This is a genomic window from Bradyrhizobium sp. MOS001 (genome assembly GCF_004634465.1).
Lineage (GTDB): Bacteria > Pseudomonadota > Alphaproteobacteria > Rhizobiales > Xanthobacteraceae > Bradyrhizobium > Bradyrhizobium barranii.
Map to the genome: position 1 here is coordinate 298,945 of NZ_SPVJ01000005.1, position 23,522 is coordinate 322,466.

Below are 23,522 nucleotides of genomic sequence, written 5' to 3' on the forward strand. Positions count from 1 at the left end.
TATGCCCGCAGAAGACTGGTTGAAGAATTCCATCATGGCCAGGCGTGCGGTCGCCAAAGGCGCGACCGGGGCGACGCATAGCCTGACGATCGAAGAGCAGGGCGGCTTCCACTACGTCTACGGTCCCTATGCAAAGCCGACCCTGTCGATCGACCCCGGCGAGGTGGTGGTTGTCGAGACGGAGGATGCGTTCGGCGGTGTGCTCACCAGCGAGAGCGACAGCCCCACCGCCAAACTGAACTTTCCCTATCTGAACCCGCAATGCGGGCCGATCGCGGTTAAGGGCGCCAAGAAGGGCGATTGCGTCGCGATCTACATCCGCGACGTCGAGACCCGCGGCGAGCAGCCGGCCGGCACGACCTGCATTATTCCTGAGTTCGGCGGACTCGTCGGGACAAGCTCGACGGCACTGCTCAATCCGCCATTGCCGGAACGCGTGAAGAAGCTGCATGTCGACAGGAACGGCGTGCGCTGGAACGACAAGATTACGCTGCCCTACGAGCCGTTCATCGGTACCATTGGCGTCTCGCCGGAGATCGAGGCGATCTCCTCGCTGCAGCCGGATTACCACGGCGGCAACATGGATCTGCCCGACGTCGCCCCCGGCGCGATCATCTATTTCCCGGTGCATACCGACGGCGGGATGCTCTACGTCGGCGACTGTCACGCGACGCAAGGCGACGGCGAACTCTCCGGCGTGGCGCTGGAGCAGCGCGCGACCGTCACGTTGCAGGTCGACCTGATCAAGAACTGGAGCTTCGCCTGGCCGCGGCTCGAGACAAAGGACTTCATCATGACGATCGGCAGCGCCCGCCCGCTCGAAGACGCGGCCCGTATCGCCTATCGCGAACTCGTGCGGTGGATGGCGGCCGATTACGGCTTCGACGAGATCGACGCCTACATGCTGCTCAGCCAGGCCGGCCGCATGCGCCTCGGCAACATGGTCGACCCAAAATACACGATGGGCGCATCGATCCTGAAGAATTACCTCAAGCCATGACATTCAGCCGCTTTCAGAAACAGGGGATATCACGATGAGTTCGGGACGCAAGTTAGGGATGGTTTTGCTCGGCGCCATGCTCGGTACCGCAGCGGCAATGACCGTTGCTCGGGCCGCGGAACCACCGTTGAAGGTGGGTCTGCTCGAGGACGTGTCGGGCGATCTCGCCTTCATGGGCATGCCGAAGCTGCACGGCTCGCAGCTGGCCGTCGAAGAGATCAACAAGAGCGGCGGCATCCTGGGGCGGCAGATCGAGCTGATCCATCTCGATCCGCAGGGCGACAACGCCCGTTATCAGGAATTCGGCCGACGTCTGCTCAATCGCGACAAGGTCGACGTGCTGATCGGCGGCATCACATCGGCCTCGCGCGAGGCGCTGCGTCCCATCGTCGACCGCACCTCGACGCCTTATTTCTACACCAACCAGTATGAAGGCGGCGTCTGCGACGCCAGCATGATCAGCATGGGCGCGGTGCCCGAGCAGCAATTCTCGACGCTGATCCCGTGGATGGTCGAGAAGTTCGGCAAGAAGGTCTATGTCATCGCGGCCGACTACAATTTCGGTCAGATCTCGGCGGAGTGGAACCGCAAGATCATGAAGGATCTCGGCGGCGAGGTCGTCGGTGAGGAGTTCATTCCCCTCGGCGTGTCGCAGTTCGCGCAGACGATCCAGAACATTCAGAAAGCGAAGCCGGATTGGCTGCTTACGATCAATGTCGGCGCTGCCCAGGATTCGTTCTTCGAGCAGGCGGCTGCGGCCAACCTCAATCTGCCGATGGGATCGTCGATCAAGGTCATGCTCGGCTTCGAGCACAAGCGGTTCAAGCCGCCGGCGCTTAACAACATGCATGCGACTGCGAATTGGTTCGAGGAGATCGACACGCCGGAGGCTACCGAGTTCAAGAAGCGCTGGCACGTGAAATTCCCTGACGAGCTCTACATCAACGACATGGGCTACAATGCCTATAATGCGCTCTACATGTACAAGGCGCTGGTCGAGAAGGCGAAGTCGATCAAGCTCGACGACATGCGCAAGGTCATCGCGACCGGCGATGCATGCATCGACGCTCCCGAAGGCAAGGTGTGCATCGATCCGAAGAGCCAGCACACCTCGCACCGCATGCGCCTGATCTCGGTCGGGCCGAAGCATGAGGTGAAGGTCGAGAAGGACTATGGGACGATCCAGCCGTACTGGCTTGGCGAAATCGGTTGCGATCTCACCAAGAAGAACGACAAGGACCAATACACGCCGAGCCATCTCCCGAAGAAATCGTGACGCCCGACCGGCACGGATTTTGCTCGTATTGAGAGTTGCGTTCTTTGAAAAGGCCGGCGCCGCAACGATGCGGCGCCGGGATCGACAAAGGGACCAAGATGTCGGCTGAAGTATTCTCGGTATTCTATCAGTTCGCCGACGTGTTCGCGTTCCTCATTCTCTCGGCCGCAGGTCTCGCCATCGTGTTCGGCATGATGGGCGTCATCAACATGGCGCATGGCGAGTTCATCATGTGCGGCGCCTATGTCACCGTCGGCCTGGTGAATCTGGGCGTTCCGCTCGCGATTGCCCAGATCCTGGCCGCGCTGACGGCGGGGCTCATCGGTGTCGCCGTCGAGTTCCTGATCGTGCGGCGCTTCTACAAGCGGCCGCTGGATTCTCTGCTCGCCACTTGGGGGCTCAGCCTCATCGTGACGCAATCGATGCTCCTGATTGTCGGTTCAGCCGTGCGGGGCATCGGAACGCCGGAAGGAAGCTTCGCAATCGGCGGCTATACGTTTTCGACCTATCGTCTGGTTCTGTTCGGTTGCGCGGTGGCGGTGCTGGGCGGTCTCTACATCGTTTTCATGAAGACGCGCTTTGGTGTGATCGCCCGGGCGACGATGCAGAATGCGGCGATGGCGAAGGCGCTGGGCGCGCGAACGGGCCGAATCTATTCGATCAGTTTCGGGATCGGCACCGGCCTTGCCGGACTTTGCGGGGCGCTCTACGCGCCAACGATGACGCTGATACCGACCATGGGGGCGACCTTCGTGGTCGAAAGCTTCGTTACGGTCGTCATTGGAGGGGCAAACGTGCTGCTCGGAACAGCGCCGGCCGCTGTGTTCTTGGCGATAATCCGGATGGCGCTGAACGCGAGCTACGGCCAGATCATCGGACAGATTGGCATGCTGGTCGCCGTTATTTTGATCATTCGGGTGTTGCCCGAGGGGCTCTCCAGCGTTCTGGTTCGTCGTGGGCGCTAAAGGGAATTTGTGATGTTCAAGCTGCTGGAAGGTCCGCAGACGCTCGGACGTGGCAAGATCTTCTGGTCCTGCTTCCTTGCAGTGCTCGCGGGCGCACTGACATATCCGCTGTTCGCCGACTCCTATGATGTGGGGAATTTCGCCTATTTCCTGATCTGGATATTCATGGCGCTCGGCCTCTGCCTGATGTGGGGCTATGGCGGGATGCTGTCGTTCGGCCAGACCTTGTTCTTCGGCATCGCCGGTTACGGTTATGGCGTGCTCGCGATTAACATGGGCGGCGGCACCGCAACGATCGCCGCGCTTGCGCTGTCCGTTGTCCTTGCGATGGTGGCGGCCGGCATCCTCGGCTATTTCATGATCTGGGGGGGCATCAACGGCATCTTCTTCGGGATCGTGACGCTGTCTGCGACGCTGGTGCTTGCCTTCTTCCTCGGCCAGACGGCGGGGCCGGAATGGCACATCGGCCCGGCGCGGCTGAATGGCTTCAACGGCATGAAGGGCATGGACCCGCTCGTCGTCGGCGACTTCTATATCGAGGGATCGGCGCTTTACTACGTCATGATTGCGCTGATCGTGATCGTCTATCTCGCGTTGCGCATGCTGGTGAATTCGGGCATCGGCAACGTCATCGTGGCGACGCGCGAGAACCCTCAGCGCGCCGAGATGCTGGGTTATGACGTCCGGAAATACCAGCTCCTGACCTTCGTGATCGGCAGCGGCCTCGCAGGGCTGAGTGGTGCGCTGTATACGTCCTGGGGCCAATTCATCACGCCGTCCAGCATCGGCCTGCCTGCGGCGGCGATGCCCATCGTATGGGTGGCTTTCTCCGGACGGAGCGATCTGACCGCAACTCTGGTCGGATCGTTCCTGCTGCTGTTCGGCTTTCAGACCATCACGGTCTACAGCCAGCAGGCAGCACTCGTGCTGATGGGGGCGCTGCTGCTCGCCACGGTGATGCTGGCGCCGCAGGGTTTTGTGCTCGGCATCGGCAAGCTTGCTGGCGACTGGTGGAGCGGGCGTCGGCGGCGCGATGATAGCCGCGTCATGGCGGAGGCTGGTCGCTTGCAGTCGGAAGAGACCTGATCATGGCGCTGGTCGAAGTCAAAGGCGTATCCAAGCGTTTTGGCGGATTGACCGCAGTCGCCGACGTCGACCTCACGGTCAACGCCGGCGAGGTCCACTGCCTGATCGGACCCAATGGCGCCGGCAAGAGCACATTGTTCAAGCTGATCGTGGGTCTCTACCCGCCGAGCCAGGGCAGCATCCTGTTCGATACCGTCGACATCACCAAGGAGCGTCCCTACGCACGCGTACAGCGAGGCATGAGCATCAAGATGCAGGCTCCGAGCGTGTTCAAGGAGCTGCCGGTTCGGCAAAACATCCAGACTGCGCTCCAGGCACGACTGTCCGGCGCGGAACGCATCGCCGAGGAGGATCGCCTGCTGACTCTGCTCAACCTGGGGCCGGACAGCGATAAGCTCGCGGGTGCGCTGTCGCATGGCCAGCAGCAATGGCTCGAGATCGGGATGGCGCTGGCGCTGAAGCCGCAGCTCCTGCTGCTGGACGAGCCGACTGCCGGCATGTCGCCGGAGGAAACCTTCAAGACCGGCGAGCTGATCAAGTCGTTCAATGCAGAGGGCATGACGGTCCTTGTCGTCGAGCATGACATGGCCTTCGTGCGCCAGGTCGCCCAGCGCGTCACGGTGCTGCATCTCGGCAAGATTTTCGCACGCGGCGATCTCGAAAGCATTTTGCAGGACGCGAAAGTCGCGGAAATTTATCTCGGTAAGACGCATGCTCACTGAACCCAAGCCCACTGACCGGATTCTGGACGTATCGGAATTATGGGCGGGATACGGTGCGACGCCGATTCTGCAGGGCGTCACCATGTCGGTCTCCCGCGGCGAGATTGTCGGCGTGATCGGCCGTAACGGTGTCGGCAAGTCGACTCTGATGCGGTGCCTGATCGGTTTGCTGCAAACCTGGCGTGGCACGATCAGCTTCATGGAGCAGGACGTAACAAAGCTCGAAGCCGACGCGCGGGCGAGGGCGGGCTTCGGCTACATCCCACAGGGACGCGATGTCTTTCCGCAGATGACCGTCGAGGAAAACCTGCAGGTCGGGGAGTTGATCGGCGGTCCCGGCGGCAAGAAGCTGCCTGAACTCGTCTATGAGTATTTTCCGCGACTGAAGGAACGCCGGCGGCAGGCCGCAGGCACGATGTCGGGCGGCGAGCAGCAACAGCTCGCCATAGGCCGCGCGCTGATCGGCAATCCGTCCTTGATGATCCTGGACGAGCCGTCCGAGGGTATCCAGCCCTCGATCGTCCAGCACATCTGCGAGGCGCTGAGATCGTTCCGGAACGAGCTCGGGACCACCATCATCTTCGTCGAGCAAAACCTCGACACGATCCTGGCAATCGCCGAGCGTTGTTACATCATGGAGAAGGGCAAGATCGCGCAGTCGCTGGCGGGTGGCGAGGTTAACGAGGACAATGTCCGCGAGCAGCTCCTGCTCTGAACGGCCGCATGGCATGTTTTCAAGTCGTCAATAGGGAGGGAATGGACATGGATCTGGGACTCAAGGGAGCAAAGGTTCTCGTCACCGGCAGCACCAAGGGGATCGGCAGGGCGATCGCCGACACATTCGCGGCGGAAGGCGCGGATGTCGGCATCTGCGCGCGCAACCAGGCCGACGTCGACAGCGCAGTCGCCGCGATCAAGGCGAAGGGCGTCGCTGCCTTTGGTCGTTCGGTCGATGTCTCCAACGGCCCGGCGCTCAAGGCCTGGGTCGAGGACATGGCCTCGAAGCTTGGCGGCATCGACGTTGTGGTCGCCAATGTCAGTGCGCTGTCGATCGGACAGGACGAGGAGAGCTGGGAGAAGGAATTCTCCACCGACATGATGGGCACCGTGCGGCTGGTCAATGCGGCGATGCCGTATCTCGAGAAGAGCAAGGCTGCGGCGATCGTGACCATCTCCAGCGTTTCAGGGCGGGAGGTTGACTTCGCGAGCGGCCCCTACGGCACGTTCAAGGCCGCCATCATCCACTATACGCAAGGTCTCGCCTTCCAGCTTGCCAGCAAAGGCATCCGCGCCAATTCGGTGTCGCCGGGCAACACCTATTTCGAGGGCGGTGTCTGGAATCAAATCAAGGACGGCAATCCCGAGCTTTACAAGACCGCGCTGGCGCTGAATCCGACCGGCCGCATGGGCACGCCGCAGGAAATGGCGAACGGTGCGGTGTTCCTTGCCAGCAAGGCAGCGAGTTTCATCACGGGGACCAACCTCGTGGTCGACGGTGCCCTCACGCGCGGCGTGCAGTTCTAGGCGCTCCCTGAGTAGGGCAGTCACGAAACCGGGCCGTCTGCGGTGCCGGTGGGCGAAGCCGTTTCCGACAACAGCAGGACAGTCAGATGTCAGCAGATCCAATTCACTACAAGTCGATCATCGAAATCTCCGAGCTGTTCCGCCGCGGCGAGCTTCTACCTTCGAAAGTGACCGAGGTGATGCTGGGCCGGATCGCGAAGCTCGATCAAAAGTTTCACGGCTACGCGCTCGTCCTCGCCGAGCGGGCCATGGCGCAGGCGAAGCGCTGTGACGCCGAGCTTGCCAAGGGCATCTGGCGCGGGCCGCTGCACGGCGTGCCGATCGGATTGAAGGATCTCTGCTACACCACTTTCGCGCCGACCGCTGGAGGTACCACGATCCACGCTAGGTTCGTCCCCTCCTTCAACGCGACGATCGTGGACCGGCTCGAACACGCCGGCGCCGTCACGCTCGGCAAGCTAAAAATGACCGAGGGCGCCTATACGAGCCATCATCCCGACGACCAAGCGCCGCTCAATCCCTGGGGGACCGATTACTGGGTCGGCTCCTCCTCAAGCGGATCGGGCGTGGCCACTTCGGCGGGACTTTGCTTTGGCTCGATCGGCAGCGACACCGGCGGCTCGATCCGGTTTCCGTCGGCGACGTGCGGGCTGACCGGGATCAAACCCACCTGGGGACGTGTGAGCCGCCACGGCGTCTTCCCGCTGGCTGACTCTCTCGACCACGTCGGGCCGATGTGCCGGAGCGCAGCCGATGCCGCGGCCATGCTCGGCGTCATCGCGGGTGCAGACGTCAATGATCCGACCGCCCTTCAGGCGCCGGTGCCGAACTATCTGGCGGGGATCGGTGACGGCGTGCGGGGCTTACGGATTGGCGTGGACCGCAGCTACACGCAGGACGGGATCGATCCGCAGGTGGTCGCCGCCTTGCTGGAAGCGGAGCGTACGCTTGCGGACCTCGGCGCCGATATTCGTGAGGTCAAGTTCCCAGCTTACGAGAAGCTCGTGAGCATGTGGATTCCGATGTGCTCCATCGAGACCGCAGAGGCGCATCTCGAGACCTATCCGTCGCGGAAGTCGGAATACGGTCCCGATCTGGCGCAGCTGATCGAGCAGGGCAGATCGATCAGCGGCGTCGAGATCGCTCAGATCCATCATGAGCGGTTGAAGTTCTGCGGCAGCCTCGCGGCGCTGTTCGGCGATATTGACCTGCTCCTGATTCCCACCATGCCCGTGCCGATCCCAACGCTGACCAAGATGGGCGAATACGGCGCCGATCCGAACGTGCTGCTCAGCATCCTGCGCTTCACGGCGGTATTCGACTTCTCGGGCAGCCCGACCATCACGCTACCGAACGGCATCGCGTCGGACCGATTGCCTCTCAGCATGCAGCTCGTCGGTCCGCATCTGTCCGAAGATATGCTTGCCCGCGCCGGGTATGCTTTCCAGTCAGTGACGGATTGGCATACACGACGCGCCCTTGGCGAATGAAGATCTTCGGAATTCTAGGATGCCTATCCGAAAATCAATCATGGGTCGAGTTCAGAGAGGGGAGACGCCGAGCACGTCGAAACGAAAATTCGTCAGCGGAACTGATGGCCACGACCCTCGGCACGGTGTTCGAGTGGTACGACTTCTTCATCTACGGCTCGCTCGCCGTGTTCATGAGCTCGGTGTTGTTTCCGCCGGACAACCCGACCGCCGACGTGCTTGCGTCGCTCGGCGCCCTTGCGGCCGGCTTCGTGATCCGGCCAATTGGCGCCGTGGTGTTCGGTCGCATCGGTGATCTGGTCGGTCGAAAATATACCTTCCTCATCACCATCGTGATGATGGGATGCGGCACGGCGCTGATCGGCTTCTGCCCACCTATGCCAGCGTGGGTCACGCTGCATGGATCTCGCTGGTCTTGCTGCGATTGATCCAGGGCCTCGCGGTCGGCGGCGAATATGGCGGTGCCGTCGTCTACGTTGCGGAGCACTCGCGTCCGGACCGGCGCGGGCTGCTCACCGGCTGGATCCAGATCGCATCGTCGGTCGGGTTGGCTCTCCATCGCGGTCATCATCGGGACGCAGAGCGTCATGAGCGAGGCCGATTTCAAGGCCTTGGGGATAGCGCGCTCCCCATTGGATGATCGGGTGCTTGCCGCCAGGACCGAAGGGAGCGCGTCGTGAAGCCTTGGTCCGTTCCTGATGTTGAACAGATCCGCGCTGGCATGGCCGGCTGTCTGTACTGACGTTCGCAACCGCACAAATCGAGATAGGGCCAGGGTTAGATCCGGCCCCGCGACGCGATCCGCCATTGACAGGTCGGCGGAGATGATAGAATTATAACAGGATAAGTTGCAAAAATAACAATATGTCACCATCGTACCAGCGTCTAGCGGGGCGACGGGAGGAAAGTTTGGAACTGTCCGGTTCGGTTGCAGCAGAACCTCGGTCGTCGACCTCGCTTGTGATGGTCAGTGGCATCAACAAGCGCTTCGGCGGCGTGCGAGCGCTGCGTGACGTCAACCTCGAGGTTCGCGCCGGCGAGGTCCATGCGCTACTGGGCGAGAACGGCGCGGGAAAATCTACCCTGATCAAGATTCTCAGTGGTGTTCATGCCCTCGACAGCGGCACGATCGAGATCGCCGGCAGGCCGGTGGAATTCGACAGCCCGGCGAAGTCGCGCGAGGCGGGGATCGCTGTCGTTTATCAGGATCTCAGCCTCGTCGAATCCTTGAGCGTTGCCGACAATCTGTTGCTCGGCCGTGAGCCGCGTGCGCGTTTCGGCTTCGTCCGGCAGCGCGCGCTGATGGCCAGGGCCGAGGCGTTCCTGAACGCGCTCGGCATTCCCCTGGATGCGAGTGCGGCTGTCGGCTCGCTGCCTTTCGCCTATCGCCAGATGACGGAGATCGCCAAGGCGCTGATGGGCGAGGTCCGGCTTCTGATCCTCGACGAGCCGACCTCCTCGCTGACATCGGATGAGGTCCGGATCCTGTTCGATGCGATCGGGAAGGCGACGCGCCGCGGAGTCGGCGTGATCTATGTGACCCATCGGCTCAATGAGGTGTTCGAGATCTCGCAGCGCGTCACGGTGCTGCGCGATGGCGCTAACGCAGGCACGTTTGTCACCGCCGAGACCGACATGAAGCGGCTGGTGAACGCGATCGTCGGAACCGATCGATCGGCACCCACGGGCCCGCGCACCGAACCTGTCGCGAAGCGTGAATTGGATCCGTCGCCGGTTCTGTCGCTGTCCGACGTATCCAACGACCGGCTTCGCGCCGTCGATCTGTCCGTGCTGAAGGGCGAGATCCACGGCCTCGCCGGATTGGTCGGCAGCGGCCGCACGGAGATTTTGGAGACCGTGTTTGGCCTCCGGCCGCTCGAGAGCGGCGCAATCGAGATCGAGGGCCGGCGATGGCTGCCGAGAGGGCCTGCCGATGCGATCGAGCAGGGCATTGCGCTGGTGCCGGAAGACCGGCATGTGCAGGGTCTGGTCCTGGACCATTCGATCGAGCGAAACGTCACCTTGCCGCGAATTCCCCATTTCTCGCGCTGGGGCTGGATGCAGCAACGCGCCGCCGCCAGGCGTGCGGAAACCGCGGTCGCCAGGCTTTCGGTGAAAGCGCCGGGCGCGTTCAGCCTGGTCAGGACGCTCTCCGGCGGCAACCAGCAAAAGGTCGTGTTCGGAAAATGGAATGATCCGCGGCCGCGCGTGCTGCTCCTGGATGAACCGACGGTCGGCGTCGACGTGGGCGCACGCGAGGAAATCTATGCCGTGATCCGGAATGCCGTCCGCGACGGCAGCGGGGTCCTGGTCGTCTCGTCCGATCTCGTCGAATTGATCGAGCTCTGCGACCGCATCTCCGTGATCGTCAACGGGCGTGTGGCTCGTACGCTGTCGCGTGGCGAGATCGATGATGCCGAAGAGCTGCATCATCTCCTCCAGATGTACCAGGCCTCCGGGCCGGGCCACTTGCAAGAGCTTCCCGCATGACCGAACTGACTGCTCCCAACGTGGTCGCCTCGTCGACCCGATCTGATCGCCGCCGCAAGATTCTCCAGAATTTGCTGCGGGGCGAGCGGCCGTACATGCTGTACATCGCCTTCGTGATCCTGCTGGTCGTGTTCAGCCTGTCTTCGCCCTGGTTTCTCTCGGTCGACAATTTCCTGAACATCGGGCGCCAGACCACGCTGGTGTCGATCATCGCAGTCGGCATGACCTTCATCATCATCGCGCGTCAGATCGATCTGTCGGTTGCCTCGACATTGGCGCTGTCAGGCATGGCGGCTGCTCTCGCGATGAGCCAGATCAACAACAGCTGGATCGTGGGTGCCGTGGCCGGGCTCGGCACCGGCGCGCTGGTCGGGCTGCTCAATGGCATCCTGACCACGCAGCTATCGATCCCGTCGTTCCTGGTGACGCTGGGCTCGCTGAGCATGGCGCGGGGACTGGCGATGATGGTAACCAACACCAAGCCGGTGATCATCACCAACGAGACCTATTTCGCGATCTTTGGCGAAGGCACGTTCCTCGGCATACCGGTTCCGATCGCCTGGACTTTGGCGGCGATGATTATTGGCATCCTGCTGCTGCACTACAATGTGTTCGGCCGGCGCATCTATGCGGTCGGCGGCAACCCGACCGCGGCGCTCTATTCCGGCATCAACACCAAACGGATCACGACTGCGGCCTTTGTCCTGACCGGCACGCTGGCCGGATTGGCGGCGCTGGTGCTGTCGGCGCGTTCACATGCTGCGCGGCCAGATGTCGTGCAGGGCATGGAACTCGACGTCATCGCCGCGGTGATCCTCGGTGGCTGCAGCCTGTTCGGCGGGCGCGGCTACATCCTGGGGACGCTGTTCGGCAGCTTGATCATTGGCACGCTCAACAATGGCCTTGTTCTGCTCGGCGTGAGCTCGCCGATGCAGCTCGTGATCAAGGGGGCGATCATCGTTGCCGCGGTTGCTTTCACGAAACGCTAGTCGACGTCAGGCGCGGCGCATGAACAACAAGTTCATTGCGCTGCGCGGGTAGGGGCAAGGTCGCTGGCCCTCCGGTGAATCGGCGACCAAAAAATGGAGGAAACAATGAAGCCAATCTTGCTACAAACCTTGCCTTTGACTGCGTTGGTGGCCGCTGCCGCCCTCTCGATGATCCCGTCGGCTCGCGCCGAAGTGCCCGCGACCTGCGTCAAGGGTGTCGATCTCGCGAAGCTCGGGCCGAAGTCGATCGTCGGCCAGGGACCCCACGGCGAAAAGGCGGCTTCCCCCGAGGTGCTCGCGCTGTCGGAAGCCGACGCCGCCAAGATCAAGGAGAAGAACTTCAAGGTCGGCATCTCCATGCAGACGGTCAACCTCGACTGGTCGCAGCTCCAGATCCAGGGCATCACCGATACGCTGAAGAAGTACGGCGTGACGGTGACGGGCGTCGCGTCCGCCGAATATCAGGTGGACAAGCAGATCGCCGATATCGAGAACACGATCCAGCAGCATCCGGACGGCATCATTTCGATTCCGGTCGATTTCACCGCGACCGCGCCGACCTACAAGAAGATCGCCAAAGCCGGCATCAAGCTCGTGCTGATGGACAGCATCCCGACTGGTCTGAAGCATCCCGAGGAATATGCGACGATGGTCTCGGCCGATAGCCAGGGCAATGGCCAGATCGCGGCACAGATCCTGGCATCCTGCGTGGCGCAGGGCGGCACCATCGGTCTCGTCAATTTCGGCGTCGACTATTTCAGCACCAACGAGCGCACCAAGGGCGTGCGGGAGTGGATGAAAGCAAACCGGCCCGACATCAAGATGAAGCAGGTTGACTTCACCGATCCGCCGAAGGTCTCGCAGATCGCGGGCGACTTCCTGACCGGCAATCCCGACGTCAAGGGACTGTACGCGGTGTGGGATCAACCGGCGCTCGACACGCTGAGCTCGATGCGGGCTCAGGGCATCGATATTCCCATGACGACGGTCGACCTCGGTCTGCAATCGGCGATCGAGATTGCCAAGGGCGGGCCGCTGAAGGCGACCGGCTCGCAGCGTCCCTACGACCAGGGCGTCGCCGAGGCGATGGCGATGATGAACGCGCTGCTGGGTAAGGAAACGCCCGGCTGGGTCGGTGTGCAGTCGCTGCCGGTCACGCAGTCGAATGTGCTGGAGTCCTACAAGACCGTATTCAAGAAGGACCCGCCGGCCGAGCTGACGGATGCCTGCAACAAGGCGAAGCCCGCCTGCAACTAGCCTGAAATAGCGATGTGCGATCCACCGAGACCGCGCATCGCTCAGTAAGCCTGATCCGGGCGAACCAGCCCCCGTCCGGATCAGGCCGTGCTGGTGACGTATTCGACGGGAAGGCTGCGGAAGTGCTTGCGCGTGTCTGCCGACACGGAGCCACCGACGATGATCCGCGAGAATGAGCTGACGTCGGAGAAGAACGCCGGCTTGAGGCTGCCGAGCTTGCTGGCGTCGACCACGAGGATGCTCTCCATCGCGGTAGCGATGACGGCCTGCTTGATGGCGACTTCGTGAAAATTCGAGCAGCTGGCGCCGCGGGTCCAGTGCAGGCCGCCGGCCGAGATGAAAGCCTTGTTGACCCCGAGCCGCCGCAGGTAGGACAGGCCGTCATCCGAGGAGAACGACTGCGACGACGGATGGTAGAGCCCGCCCATCAACATCACCTGCGTCGCTGGCCGGTGGGTGACGATCGAGGCGACATTCAGCGAATAGCAGATCACCGAGAGAGGCATGTCCTCGGGCAGGCAATCCGCCAGCGACTGCATCGTGGTGCCGCAGTCGATGAAGATGGTGTCACCTTCCTTGATCGAGGCGGCTGCGGATCGGCAGGCGAGGCGCTTGTCCTGTGTGTGCTGGTCGATTTCCTGTTCGAATGTGTACTTGATCCCGGTCGGCGACGCCGCGTTGACGACGTAGCCGCCGAGCAGGGCGAGCGCCGCCTCGGGCCCGGCAAGGTCGCGCCTGACGGTCATCTCCGACACCTTCAGCAGCTCTGCGGCGTCCTTCAGATGCAGTGCGCCGCTCGTCTCGACGGCGCGTCGCAGCCGTTGCAGCCGTTGGACGCGGGTCTCGCTGGGGCGTGCGGTCGGTGTTTCAGTCATTTTAGTCACCGAGCTTGCTTATCCGGTTGACAATGATCTTACAATGATGTGAGTTTAGCAACGTCAATCTGTTACAATAATAACATTTGGCCCAAAGGGTGTTTCGCTGTCGGCGACGGGACGCAGCAGAAGCGCCGGCGGCCAAGGGATGGGAGGATCGCATGTTGCAATCGGCACATTCAGTCTATCTGCCGTTTCAGCCGATTCGCTAGCATTGCGCGGCGTACCGATGGCGCAGGGCGTCTTGATATCAAATCCATCCGCGGTGCCGGCGCAGCCCCATGCGCGGGATCACAATCATCCGCATCCGATCGCGCGCAACAGCGGCCGCGCGCTCGAGATGGACTGGGTCGATGATATCCGGATCAATTTGTCCGCCGCCGAGCGCCGCGTTGCGAGCCTGCCGGGCCGGCGCACCGTCAAGAAGGACGCGCAGGCGGGGTGGTTGCTCAAGGCGATCACCTGCATCGACCTGACGACACTCAACGGCGACGATACGGCCGAACGGGTGAAGCGCCTCTGTGCCAAGGCGAGGGCTCCGATACGAAGTGACCTCCTCGAGGCACTCGGTTTTGCCGGGCGCCGGCTGCACACGGGCGCGATCTGCGTCTATCACCGCTTCGTCGCAACCGCGGTCGAAGCGCTCGATGGGTATGACATTCCGGTCGCTGCGGTTTCGACTGGATTTCCGGCAGGCCTCGTGCCTCACGATCTAAAACTCAAGGAGATCGAGGCGTCCGTCAGGGACGGTGCGCAGGAGATCGACATCGTCATCACGCGTGAGCATGTGCTGACCGGAGATTGGCGCGCTCTCTACGCCGAGGTCCGGGATTTCCGCGCAGCCTGCGGCGATGCGCATCTGAAGACGATCCTCGCAACCGGCGACCTCAAAACGCTGCGCAACGTCGCCAAGGCGTCGATGGTCTGCATGATGGCCGGCGCGGATTTCATCAAGACCTCCACCGGCAAGGAAGGCGTCAATGCCACGCTGCCGGTGACGCTGGCGATGCTGCGCATGATCAGGGTCTATGAGGAGCGGACCGGCTTCAAGATCGGCTTCAAGCCGGCCGGCGGAATCTCGACGGCGAAGGATGTGCTCAACTACCAGTTCCTGATGAAGGAGGAGTTGGGACGCGATTGGCTCGAGCCGGATCTGTTCCGCGTCGGCGCCTCGAGCCTGCTCGCCGACATCGAGCGCCAGCTCGAGCATCACGTCACCGGCCGCTACTCGGCCTTCAACCGTCATCCCGTGGGCTGAGCATGAGTATCGCACATTACTTTGAGACCATGGATTATGGTCCCGCTCCCGAGGCGGACGGCGAGGCGCGCGCCTGGCTGAAGCGGCACGACGCGACGTTTGGGCATTTTATTGCCGGTAAATTCGTCGCGCCGGCTTCGGGCAAGCATCTGACGACGATCGAGCCAGCCACCGGAAAGACGCTGGCCAAGATCGCGCAAGGCATCGCAGCGGATGTCGAGGCTGCAGTCGGCGCCGCGCGATCGGCGCAGTCGTCATGGGCAAAGCTCGGTGGTCACGGTCGTGCCCGTCATCTCTATGCGCTGGCGCGCATGCTGCAACGTCATGCTCGTCTGTTCTCGGTATTGGAAGCGATTGACAATGGCAAACCGATCAGGGAAACCCGCGATCTCGACGTGCCGCTCGCCGCGCGCCACTTCCTGTATCACGCCGGCTGGGCACAATTGCAGGACCGCGAATTCGCCGACCATGTCCCGGTCGGTGTGATCGGCCAGATCATCCCCTGGAACTTTCCGCTGCTGATGCTGGCCTGGAAGATCGCGCCCGCGCTGGCGACCGGCAACACCGTGGTGCTGAAACCGGCAGAGTTCACGTCACTCACCGCGCTGCTGTTCGCCGAGCTCGCGGCGGAAGCCGGCCTGCCGCCCGGCGTGTTGAATGTGGTGACGGGTGATGGCGCCACCGGCGCGTTGCTGGTCGAAAATCCCGGTGTCGACAAGATCGCCTTCACGGGGTCGACCGAGGTCGGGCGGTTGATCCGTCAGTCGACCGCAGGCAGCGGGAAGTCGCTGACGCTCGAGCTCGGCGGCAAGTCGCCGTTCATCGTGTTCGACGACGCCGATATCGATGGCGCCGTGGAAGGCGTGGTCGATGCGATCTGGTTCAACCAGGGCCAGGTCTGTTGTGCCGGATCGCGGCTTCTGCTGCAGGAAGGGATCGCAGAGACATTCCGCAAGCGCCTCATCCGCCGCATGGAGACGCTGCGCGTGGGTCCGCCGCTCGACAAGGCGATCGACATGGGCGCGGTGGTCGCACTGGTGCAGCTCGAGCGGATCAAGGCGCTGGTCGAAACCGGCGTCAAGGAGGGCGCCGAGAAGTATCAGGCGCCGGGGCCGATCCCCGCTGAGGGATGCTTCTATCCCCCGACCTTGCTTTGGAACGTACATCCGTCATCGACCGTGGCGATCGAGGAGATCTTTGGCCCGGTGCTGGTCGCGATGACGTTCCGCACGCCGGACGAGGCGGTGATGCTCGCCAACAACACGCGCTATGGCCTTGCCGCCAGCGTGTGGAGCGAGACCATCGGGCTGGCGCTCGATATCGCGCCGAAGCTTCAGGCCGGCGTGGTCTGGGTCAATGCGACCAATTTGTTCGATGCCTGCGTCGGCTTCGGCGGCTATCGCGAGTCCGGCTTCGGTCGCGAGGGCGGCCGGGAAGGTCTCTACGAATATCTCAAGCCGAAAGCCTGGAGCGGGCGGAAGGCGCGGGCGAAGGTGCCGCCGCCATCCCCGGCGGCTTCTAACGACGGCGCCGGATTTGGCACGCCGTCGATCGACCGAACCGCCAAGCTGTTCGTCGGCGGCAAGCAGGTTCGTCCCGACGGAAATTATTCGCGCGCGGTGCTGTCGCCGAAGGGGAAGCACCTCGGCGAAGCCGGCGAGGGCAATCGCAAGGATATCCGTAACGCGGTGGCCGCCGCGCGCTCGGCCGAGGGGTGGGCGCGGGCGACGACGCATAATCGCGCCCAAATCCTCTACTACCTTGCCGAGAATCTGTCCGCGCGTGGCGACGAGTTCGCCCGGCGCGTCGGTGATATGACCGGCGTTTCGCCCGCCAAGGCGCGCGCGGAGGTCGAGGCGAGTATCGAACGGCTGTTCAGCTATGGGGCCTGGGCCGACAAATACGAGGGGACGATCCATGCACCGCCGTTGCGCGGCGTGGCGCTTGCCATGCACGAGCCGATCGGCGTGGTCGGGGTGGCCTGTCCGGACGAGGCCCCGTTGCTGGGCTTCATCAGCCTGGTGGCACCGTTGATTGCGATGGGCAACCGCGTCGTCGCCGTCCCAAGCGAGCGGCATCCGCTTGCAGCGACCGATTTTTATCAGGTGCTGGAGACGTCGGATGTGCCGGCAGGCGTCGTCAATATCGTCACCGGCGAGCGCGATGCGCTCGCAAAGGTCCTTGCCGAGCATGACGACGTCGATGCGCTCTGGGTGTTCGGCTCGCAGGAGGCCTCGACGGCTGCGGAGCGGCTGTCGATCGGCAACCTCAAGCGCACGCTGGTCGACCACGGGCTGGCGCTCGATTGGTACGACCGGGTGGCGAGCGAAGGTCCGATCCTGCTCCGCCACGCGGTGCAGGTGAAGAACATCTGGATTCCCTATGGGGACTAAAGACGTCACCTTGCGGTGATACAGGTTGGCATCCGGACCATCAGAGTTCGGGCGATTTTTTGAAGACAAGGGAGGGACGCAACATGCTCAAGGGCATCAATCCACTGCTCAATGCCGACGTGCTTTATGCCTTGCGCGCAATGGGGCACGGGGACCGCCTCGTGGTGTGCGACACCAATTTTCCTGCCGACTCCATCGCGCGCCAGACCGTGTTCGGCGAGCTGCTTCGCATCGACAACGTCAGTACGGCAAAGGCGATCGAAGCCATCCTCTCGGTGCTGCCGCTCGATACGTTCGTCGACGATGCCGCAATCCGCATGGAGATTGTTGGCCAGCCCCAGGAGGTGCCGCCGGTGCAGCGCGAGGTGCAGGCCGCGATCGACCGCGCCGAGGGACGCTCCTGGCCGCTGGTCGGGGTCGAGCGCCATGCCTTCTATGAAAAGGCCAAGACGGCCTACTGCGTGATCGCCACGGGAGAGCGGCGCTTCTACGGCTGCTTCCTGTTTTCCAAGGGCGTCATCGCGCCGGACGGAGAGTGACGACCATGAGCAAGACTGGCGTCGCAGTGCTCGGCATCTTCGTCGTCGATCTGGCCTTCCGGGCCGGCAACATGCCCGCGATCGGTGAAACGGTCGCCGGCTCGGGATTTGCCATGGGACCAGGCGGCAAGGGGTCGAACCAGGCCGTGGCCGCTGCGCGCGCAGGCGCAGATGTGACCTTCATCTCCCGGATCGGCCGCGACGCTTTCGGTGATCTTGCCATCAAGACGTGGGAAACCGAGGGCATTCGACCGCGCGTCGCCAGGACTGCGGAGGCGCCGACCGGCGCGGCCTTCATCTATGTCCACGAGACACGCGGCGACAACGCCATCATCGTGGTGAGCGGAGCGGCCGACGGTCTCAGCCCCACCGACGTCGATGCGGCGGCGGATGCGATCCGCACCAGCCGCGTCTTCGTGACCCAGCTCGAGCAACCGGTCGCGGCCGCGCAGCGCGGGCTCGAGATCGCGCGCGCTGCGGGCAGCATCACCGTGTTCAACCCGGCACCTGCGGTCAAATTCGACGATGGCCTGTTTGCCTTGTGCGACTACGTCGTTCCCAATGAGACCGAGGCGGAAGCGCTGACGGGGATCGCGGTGAGCGATCTTGCCGGCGCCCGCCGCGCCGGCGAAGCGTTGGTGGCCAAGGGAGCGGGCACCGCGCTGATCACGCTCGGCGAACGCGGGGCGCTGTTTCACGGGCGAGATCGCTCGCTACACGTGCCCCCGTTCGCCGCCGGCAAGGTGGTCGAAACCGCGGGCGCGGGCGATGCATTCGTCGGCGGCTTCGCTGCAGCGCTTGCGGGCGGCGCCGATCCCCTGGAAGCGGCGCGCTTCGGTTCCGCCACGGCGGGGATTTCCGTGACGCGCGCGGGGACTGCGCCTGCCATGCCGCGGCGCGCTGAGATTGAAGCCCTGTTGAAGAAATGATCTGCTCATGATGCGGAACGATCCGATCAAGCATGTCTTCATCTGGCCGGCGGTGCTCGTCGTGCTGGCGATCTCGATCTTTCCGCTGATCTATTCGTTGACCACGAGCTTCCTCAGCTATCGCCTGATTCCGCCGATCCCGCCGCGGGTCGTGTGGTTCGGCAATTATGCTACGCTCCTGCAAGAGCCGCGCTTCTGGAATGCGATCTTCACGACGACGCTGATCGCGCTCATTGCCGTCGGGTTGCAATACGTGATCGGGTTTGGCGTTGCGCTCGCGCTGAACGCGCGCGTTCCGGGCGAACGGCTATTTCGCGTGGCCTTGCTGCTGCCCATGCTTCTGGCGCCGGTTGCCGTCGCGCTTGTTGCTCGCATGATCTTCAATCCGACCATGGGGCCGCTCAACCAGTTCCTTTCCATGTTCGGCATGGCGAACCTGCCGTTCCTCACCAACGGTCATTGGGCGCTCGCCTGCATCATCGCTGTTGAGATCTGGCAGTGGACCCCGTTCATCATCCTGATGATGCTGGCTGGCCTGCAAACGCTCCCCGAAGATGTCTACGAGGCGGCCGAGCTCGAGAACGCCAGCGCCTGGCAACAGTTCTGGGGCATCACCTTTCCGATGATGCTGCCGATCTCCGCCGCGGTCGTCTTCATCCGCCTGATCGAGAGCTACAAGATCATGGACACCGTATTCGTGATGACGGGCGGCGGACCGGGTGTGGACACCGAGACCCTGACCTTGTTCGCCTATCAGGAGGGTTTCAAGAAGTTCAATCTCGGCTACACGTCGGCGCTCAGCTTCCTGTTCCTGATCGCCATCACGATCATTGGCGTCACTTATCTGGCGCTGCTGCGGCCGCATCTGGAGAAGCGCCGATGAGCGGGCAGGGCCTTACCGGACTGTCGCGCTGGAGCCGCCGCCTGGTCGCGGCCGGTGTCTTCGCATGGTGCCTGATCACGGCGTTTCCGCTCTATTGGGTGGTCGTGACGGCGTTCAAGACCCCGCCGGGCGTGGTCGGCGGCCCGACCTATATTCCGTTCGTCGATTTCACGCCGACCCTGCAGCCCTTCATTGATCTCTATCAGGGTATCCGTGGCGAGTTCTTCCGGACCTTTTTGAACTCGACAATCGTTGGCTTGTCGGCGGCAGCGATCGCGACTGCCGTCGGCGCAATGGCGGCCTACGCGCTGGTGCGGTTCGAATTCAGGGTGCGCTTCGGCGCCGGTCTGATCTTCTTCCTGCTCGCGCTCGGCGGCTATCTGCTGTTCAACAATTCGCTCGGCTTCACCCGCGCCCAGGCGCTGCTGCTGGCGTTCCCGATCGCGCTTGTCGCTTCAATCCTGTCCAACCGCCTGCCGCTGCCGGGGCCGATCCTCGGCAATGAAGACATCCTGTTCTGGTTCGTCAGCCAGCGCATGTTTCCGCCGATCGTCACGGCTTTCGCGCTGTATCTCCTCTACAGCGAAATCGGCCGGCTCGGCTTCCAACTCATCGACAGCTATGTCGGCCTGACGCTGTGCTACGTCGCGTTCTCGCTGCCGATCGTGGTCTGGCTGATGCGCGACTTTTTCGAGGCCATTCCGATCGAGGTCGAAGAAGCCGCGATGGTCGACAACGTGCCAAGTTGGCGCATCTTCCTCGGCATCGTGGTGCCAATGTCGATGAACGGACTGCTGGCGACTTTCATGATCACGCTCGCCTTCGTCTGGAACGAGTTCCTGTTCGCGCTGTTCCTGACCAATTCCAGATGGCAGACGCTGCCGATCCTGGTGGCGGGACAGAACAGCCAGCGCGGCGACGAATGGTGGGCGATCTCGGCCGCGGCGCTCGTCGCCATCATTCCGATGATGATCATGGCAGGTCTGCTCAGCCGCATGATGCGGTCGGGCCTGCTGCTCGGAGCAATCAAATAGCAAAAACCTATGTAGGGAGGACTGGACGATGTTGCGACGGACGTTTCTGATGCTGACCACCTCGCTCGCGATGGCTTGCACCGCGAGCCAGGCGAACGCTGCTTGTAGCCCGGATTACTCCGGCGTCACCCTGACTGTGGCGTCGCAGACCGGACCGTATATCGCCTCCGCGCTCAAGCTCGGCGCGGACGAATGGACCAAGAAGACCTGCGGCAAGGTCAATGTGGTCGAGTTCCCCTGGTCGGAGCTCTACCCGAAGATCGTTACATCGCTTACCGGATCGGACGCGGCGTTCGATCTGGTCAGCTTTGCACCGGCCTGGCTGCCCGACTTCGTCACCTATCTCAGCGAGATGCCGAAAGAGATGCAGTCCGGCAAGGATTGGGACGATGTCGAGCCGGCCTACCGTGAGCGCCTGATGGTGTGGGAAGGCAAGATCTATTCGCAATCGATGGACGGCGACGTTCACACCTACACGTATCGCACCGACCTGTTCAGCGACCCCAAGGAGAAGGACGCCTTCAAGGCCAAGTACGGCTACGACCTGGCGCCACCAAAGACCTGGAAGCAATATCTCGACATCGCGGAGTTCTTTCAGCGCCCCGACAAGGGACTCTGGGGTACGGCGGAGGCCTTCCGTCGCGGTGGCCAGCAATTCTGGTTCTTCTTCAGCCACGCGGCGGCCTATACCAACAACCCGAACTATCCGGGCGCGATGTTCTTCGACCCCGAAACGATGGATGCCCAGATCAACAATCCGGGCTGGGTGAAGGGATTGGAGGAATATATTCGCGCTTCCAAGCTTGGCCCGCCCAATGCGCTGAACTTTTCGTTCGGCGAGGTCAATGCCGCCGTGGCCGGCGGCCAGGTCGCCGAGTCGATCGGTTGGGGCGACACCGGCGTGATCGCCGCCGACCCCAAGCAATCGAAGATTTCCGGCAAGGTGGGCTCTGCGGTGCTGCCCGGCTCTGACGAGATATGGAACGCCAAAACCAAGAAGTGGGACAAGTTTCCGGCAGTGCTGCCGGCACCCTTCATGGCGTTCGGAGGCTGGCAGATTGCCGTGCCAAAGGTGGGCAAGAACCAGCAGGCGGCATGGGATTTCGTCAAGACGCTGACAAGCCCTGAAGTCTCCGGCAAGGCCGCGATTACCGGCGGCACGGGTGTCAATCCATACCGCAAGTCGCACACCACGAATTTGGAGTTGTGGAGCAAGATCTTCTCGCCGACGGAAGCCAAGGAATATCTCGGCGCCCAGGCCGACTCCATTAACGGCAAGAACGTTGCGCTCGACATGCGTTTGCCCGGCTATTTCTCCTACACCGAGGTTGTGGAGATTGAGCTTGGCAAGGCGCTGGCCGGCCAGACCACGCCGCAGGCCGCGCTGGACGCGGTCGCGAAGGAATGGAATCGCCTGACCGACGAGTTCGGCCGCGCGAAGCAGCTCGCCGCCTATCGCGCGGCGATGGGCCTCTCACCGAAGAACTAGCTTCCCGCGGAGACTGCCCCGGATGATGCGTGAGCATCATCCGGGCTTTGTTGGCCGTCGATATAGGGACGGAAAAAGGAATCCATGGCGCACGTCGAGATCGAGAACGTCAGCAAGGCATATGGGCCCTACAAGATCATCGAGGGGCTTAATCTGAGTGTGGCCGACGAGGAGTTTGTCGTGCTTGTCGGACCGTCCGGCTGCGGCAAGACCACGACGTTGCGCATGATAGCGGGACTGGAGACGGTCACTAGCGGAACCATTCGTATCGGTAATCGCGATGTGACGCAGCTGCGCCCAGGCTTGCGTAATTGCGCGATGGTGTTCCAGAACTATGCGCTCTATCCGCATATGACTGTTGGTGAGAATATCGGCTACGGCATGAAGGCGCGGGGCGAGTCGCGCGCCAATATCGCGAAAGCCGTCGAGGACGTGGCGCGGGTTCTCGACCTCGAGCAATACGTGGACCGTCGGCCCAAGCAGCTCTCCGGTGGGCAGCGTCAGCGCGTGGCGATCGGCCGTGCCATCGTGCGCAGCCCGGACGTGTTTCTGTTCGACGAGCCATTGTCAAACCTCGACGCCAAACTCCGCATCGAGATGCGGACCGAGATCAAGGCATTGCATCGCCGTCTCGCCAAGACGATCGTTTATGTCACACACGATCAGGTCGAAGCGATGACCATGGCCGATCGGGTCGTGGTGATGAATCGCGGCCGCATCGAGCAGGCGGCTGATCCGATCACGATCTATGAGAAACCAAGCAATCTCTTCGTCGCGGGCTTCATGGGCGCGCCCAGCATGAATTTCATCCACGGGGAGATTGCCGCTCGCGATGGTGCACTGATCTTCACCGAACCCTCGGGTACGGCGTTGAGATTGCCGAAATCCCGAGAGGCGGCCTATGCAGGGAGCATCGGCAAGCCGGTTGTGCTCGGCGTGCGGCCCGACCACGTGCTGCGGCAAGATGCGCCATCGGGCTCCTCCGTCCGCATGATGGTGAAAGACGTGGAGCCGCTCGGGCCGCATACTCTCGTGATTGGAACCGTGGGCGCATTTCCATTCACGGCGCAGATGCAAGTCGGTGTTTCTGCGGCGCCGGATCGCCCAATAGATGTCGCCATCGATCTGGAGCGAACGCACCTTTTCGACAAGGTTTCCGGGAAGGCCGTTTCATAGTCGGCGGTCCTCTGGCGGTGCAGGTAATCCCTAATCTTTACTTCCAGCGTGCGCATGCCTCATCGCGGTCACTTGCGCTGCGGCGAGCTCGCACGTGATGCGGGCGACGTTGCACCCTTCTTCGCAAACTTTGCTCGTCCGGTATTG

Annotated in this window: 22 protein-coding genes; 21 read left to right on the forward strand and 1 reads right to left on the reverse strand. The window is 62.6% G+C overall.

Annotated features, from left to right (window positions below):
* The first annotated feature begins 1 nt into the window (after nucleotide 1).
* The 13 genes from CT676_RS10775 (at nucleotide 2) to CT676_RS10830 (ending at nucleotide 12,799) form a co-directional block, all read left to right on the forward strand.
* Complete coding sequence (locus CT676_RS10775) at nucleotides 2-1,000, forward strand: acetamidase/formamidase family protein (protein ID WP_135214629.1); 999 nt, start codon at nucleotides 2-4, stop codon at nucleotides 998-1,000.
* Nucleotides 1,001-1,076: 76 nt separating this feature from the next.
* The gene (locus CT676_RS10780; RefSeq protein WP_244623148.1) at nucleotides 1,077-2,276 is read left to right on the forward strand and encodes an urea ABC transporter substrate-binding protein; all 1,200 of its coding nucleotides are present in this window, start codon (nucleotides 1,077-1,079) and stop codon (nucleotides 2,274-2,276) included.
* A gap of 98 nt (nucleotides 2,277-2,374) precedes the next feature.
* Nucleotides 2,375-3,241: a branched-chain amino acid ABC transporter permease gene (locus CT676_RS10785; protein WP_135214630.1), complete on the forward strand. Its 867-nt coding sequence runs from the start codon at nucleotides 2,375-2,377 to the stop codon at nucleotides 3,239-3,241.
* Between the two features lie 12 nt (nucleotides 3,242-3,253).
* On the forward strand, nucleotides 3,254-4,327 hold the full coding sequence (locus CT676_RS10790) for a branched-chain amino acid ABC transporter permease (RefSeq protein ID WP_135214631.1): 1,074 nt from the start codon (nucleotides 3,254-3,256) through the stop codon (nucleotides 4,325-4,327).
* 2 nt (nucleotides 4,328-4,329) lie between these two features.
* A complete protein-coding gene (locus CT676_RS10795; RefSeq protein ID WP_135214632.1) occupies nucleotides 4,330-5,049 on the forward strand; it encodes an ABC transporter ATP-binding protein in 720 nt (239 codons plus the stop codon).
* Complete coding sequence (locus CT676_RS10800; protein ID WP_135214633.1) at nucleotides 5,039-5,764, forward strand: ABC transporter ATP-binding protein; 726 nt, start codon at nucleotides 5,039-5,041, stop codon at nucleotides 5,762-5,764. The genes CT676_RS10795 and CT676_RS10800 overlap by 11 nt, the downstream gene beginning before the upstream one ends.
* Before the next feature lie 47 nt (nucleotides 5,765-5,811).
* Nucleotides 5,812-6,573, forward strand: a complete 762-nt coding sequence (locus CT676_RS10805) for an SDR family NAD(P)-dependent oxidoreductase (protein WP_028151197.1) — start codon at nucleotides 5,812-5,814, stop codon at nucleotides 6,571-6,573.
* Nucleotides 6,574-6,659: 86 nt separating this feature from the next.
* Nucleotides 6,660-8,063, forward strand: coding sequence for an amidase (locus CT676_RS10810; protein ID WP_135214634.1), 1,404 nt, complete (start codon nucleotides 6,660-6,662; stop codon nucleotides 8,061-8,063).
* A gap of 104 nt (nucleotides 8,064-8,167) precedes the next feature.
* Nucleotides 8,168-8,491: an MFS transporter gene (locus CT676_RS46250; RefSeq protein ID WP_343287538.1), complete on the forward strand. Its 324-nt coding sequence runs from the start codon at nucleotides 8,168-8,170 to the stop codon at nucleotides 8,489-8,491.
* Nucleotides 8,407-8,703, forward strand: coding sequence for an MFS transporter (locus CT676_RS46255; protein ID WP_343287539.1), 297 nt, complete (start codon nucleotides 8,407-8,409; stop codon nucleotides 8,701-8,703). The genes CT676_RS46250 and CT676_RS46255 overlap by 85 nt, the downstream gene beginning before the upstream one ends.
* A 269-nt stretch (nucleotides 8,704-8,972) precedes the next feature.
* The gene (locus CT676_RS10820; RefSeq protein WP_135214635.1) at nucleotides 8,973-10,553 is read left to right on the forward strand and encodes a sugar ABC transporter ATP-binding protein; all 1,581 of its coding nucleotides are present in this window, start codon (nucleotides 8,973-8,975) and stop codon (nucleotides 10,551-10,553) included.
* Nucleotides 10,550-11,542, forward strand: coding sequence for an ABC transporter permease (locus CT676_RS10825; protein WP_028151194.1), 993 nt, complete (start codon nucleotides 10,550-10,552; stop codon nucleotides 11,540-11,542). The genes CT676_RS10820 and CT676_RS10825 overlap by 4 nt, the downstream gene beginning before the upstream one ends.
* A gap of 105 nt (nucleotides 11,543-11,647) precedes the next feature.
* On the forward strand, nucleotides 11,648-12,799 hold the full coding sequence (locus tag CT676_RS10830; protein WP_135214636.1) for a substrate-binding domain-containing protein: 1,152 nt from the start codon (nucleotides 11,648-11,650) through the stop codon (nucleotides 12,797-12,799).
* 80 nt (nucleotides 12,800-12,879) lie between these two features.
* On the opposite strand, the gene CT676_RS10835 is transcribed toward CT676_RS10830, so the two are convergent.
* Nucleotides 12,880-13,674 (reverse strand): DeoR/GlpR family DNA-binding transcription regulator, encoded by a 795-nt coding sequence (locus CT676_RS10835; RefSeq protein ID WP_085404259.1) that lies wholly within the window; start codon nucleotides 13,672-13,674, stop codon nucleotides 12,880-12,882.
* A 340-nt stretch (nucleotides 13,675-14,014) separates the two neighbouring features.
* Between CT676_RS10835 and deoC the strand changes: the two genes are divergently transcribed.
* The 8 genes from deoC to ugpC all read left to right on the forward strand — a co-directional run bounded on the left by deoC (nucleotide 14,015) and on the right by ugpC (nucleotide 23,375).
* Nucleotides 14,015-14,932, forward strand: coding sequence for a deoxyribose-phosphate aldolase (gene deoC, locus CT676_RS10840; RefSeq protein WP_244623149.1), 918 nt, complete (start codon nucleotides 14,015-14,017; stop codon nucleotides 14,930-14,932).
* A 2-nt stretch (nucleotides 14,933-14,934) separates the two neighbouring features.
* Nucleotides 14,935-17,325 (forward strand): aldehyde dehydrogenase family protein, encoded by a 2,391-nt coding sequence (locus CT676_RS10845; RefSeq protein WP_135214638.1) that lies wholly within the window; start codon nucleotides 14,935-14,937, stop codon nucleotides 17,323-17,325.
* Between the two features lie 83 nt (nucleotides 17,326-17,408).
* Nucleotides 17,409-17,864: an RbsD/FucU family protein gene (locus CT676_RS10850; RefSeq protein WP_014494077.1), complete on the forward strand. Its 456-nt coding sequence runs from the start codon at nucleotides 17,409-17,411 to the stop codon at nucleotides 17,862-17,864.
* Between the two features lie 5 nt (nucleotides 17,865-17,869).
* Complete coding sequence (gene rbsK, locus CT676_RS10855; RefSeq protein ID WP_135214639.1) at nucleotides 17,870-18,793, forward strand: ribokinase; 924 nt, start codon at nucleotides 17,870-17,872, stop codon at nucleotides 18,791-18,793.
* Nucleotides 18,794-18,800: 7 nt separating this feature from the next.
* On the forward strand, nucleotides 18,801-19,676 hold the full coding sequence (locus CT676_RS10860; RefSeq protein ID WP_135214640.1) for a sugar ABC transporter permease: 876 nt from the start codon (nucleotides 18,801-18,803) through the stop codon (nucleotides 19,674-19,676).
* Entirely contained in the window at nucleotides 19,673-20,710 is a 1,038-nt protein-coding gene (locus CT676_RS10865; RefSeq protein ID WP_135214641.1) for a carbohydrate ABC transporter permease, read from the forward strand. Before CT676_RS10860 ends, CT676_RS10865 begins: the two co-directional genes overlap by 4 nt.
* A gap of 49 nt (nucleotides 20,711-20,759) precedes the next feature.
* Nucleotides 20,760-22,199 (forward strand): extracellular solute-binding protein, encoded by a 1,440-nt coding sequence (locus tag CT676_RS10870; protein WP_321576352.1) that lies wholly within the window; start codon nucleotides 20,760-20,762, stop codon nucleotides 22,197-22,199.
* Between the two features lie 84 nt (nucleotides 22,200-22,283).
* A complete protein-coding gene (ugpC, locus tag CT676_RS10875) occupies nucleotides 22,284-23,375 on the forward strand; it encodes a sn-glycerol-3-phosphate ABC transporter ATP-binding protein UgpC (RefSeq protein ID WP_135214643.1) in 1,092 nt (363 codons plus the stop codon).
* Nucleotides 23,376-23,522 lie beyond the last annotated feature (147 nt).